The organism is Vibrio sp. Vb0304, assembly GCF_033338995.1.
GTDB classification, from domain to species: Bacteria; Pseudomonadota; Gammaproteobacteria; order Enterobacterales; family Vibrionaceae; genus Vibrio; species Vibrio alginolyticus.
Window position 1 is genome coordinate 1 of the sequence record NZ_JAWOTT010000109.1, and the last position, 1501, is coordinate 1501.

Genomic DNA, 1501 nt, shown 5'->3' on the forward strand with positions numbered 1-1501 from the left:
AAGGGGGTGAAGTCCTCTATGCCTTGCTATCGCAGCAAACTAACCGAACCTCAGACCGCTTACGCCGCTTTATGGAGCAGCACTATTTGAAAGAGTGGAAACTGACGGATTATGCTCAAGAATTTGGTGCCAGTCTCACAACCTTTAAAGAGCTTTTTAATGAGCACTATGGCATCTCTCCAAGAGCTTGGATCAGTGAGCGTCGCTTATTGCACGCACACAAGCTTTTGCTGACGAGCAAAATGAGCATTGTTGACGTGGCAATGGAAGCGGGATTTTCCAGCCAATCTTACTTTACTCAAAGTTATCGACGTCGCTTTGGCACTACGCCAAGTAAGGTCCGTTCCGGTGATGAGCAAGTCGCCATCGCTAATTGAAATGACTTATGACTAAAATTTTCTGACTAATTTTGAAAGTCACCGACGGACATAAAATTCTATTATGTTCAGCGTAAGAACGAATAATTCAAATTTATTACATCCCTTTCATTCTGGAGTGTTCGAAAGGGATGCGGAGAAGAACACAAATGAAAAAGCAGCATTGGCGACGCCGTTCGCTTTTTCCTGACAGCATTGTGACGCAAAGGAAAGTCACTGTTTTGCAAAGAGGAGCACGATACGAGAGTGCGTCTCAGCCATCACAGGATCTCAATGTTGTCCACGTGAATCACCGACAGCTGTTGAGTGAAGGTGTGCTGAATGACGACCAGTTATCGTTGTTGCAACGCTTGTTGGACAGAAGTGTGGTGGACAGTTTGTGCGCCAGCCAATTGGTGAAAACGTATTTGAGACTGGGCACATCGATTGACCGTTTTGCCATGCGTCTGTTTTTAGAAATTGGCGCTCAGTTAAGTGACAGTCAACGAGTGGCGACCTTTGAGCAGAGGCTCGAATACATCAACTCTCGATTGGGCTTTCGCTTTAATTTGGCCACGCCAAAAACGCTGATCCTTTGTTGTTACTTGGCGTTGACCGAATGGATTCATCGACAAACCGACCAAAGTGCGTTGCACGCCTCGGTCAAAGTGGAACAACTGATGAATCAGCTGGATATTCAAAAAGAGTACTGGTCGAAGTTATCGGGTGAAGACACCAGCGCGATTTTTGTCGAACAACAACTTTCGTTGATTGAGAGCCAGCAAACGCAGTTAAAAGCGCAGCTAAATACACTGAACGAGCAGCAGTCACAAGTAATTGAATCTCATAAAGCGTTGGTCGATAAGTGGCAACCGTCGTTAAGCAACTTGAAAGAACTGGCGGACTACACTTCAACGACGGATATGTTCATCTCTGATTGGAAAACGTGGTGCTCTGAGGCTCGTTTACAAGCACCGGATCTCAATGAAGTCTGGGATGCGTGTGACGTGGTTTATAACGACCTCAATGCCGTTGCTAAAGTGTGGCAATGGTTTAAAGACATGCAGATCGTTGGCGATGTTGATCACTACTATTTTGATATTCAAAGTGGCCAATGCGGTCAGGCTTGTAACCATCTCAGCCAG

General features: G+C 45.7%; 1 protein-coding gene and 1 pseudogene. Both read left to right on the top strand.

From position 1 onward, the window contains the following. A pseudogene (gene exsA, locus R7P35_RS24195) lies at positions 1–377 on the top strand (type III secretion system transcriptional regulator ExsA); the annotation flags it as partial. A 131-nt stretch (positions 378–508) separates the two neighbouring features. After that, a partial coding sequence (gene esxD, locus R7P35_RS24200; protein ID WP_318092866.1) for a type III secretion system regulon anti-activator ExsD occupies positions 509–1501 on the top strand: 993 nt, incomplete at its 3' end.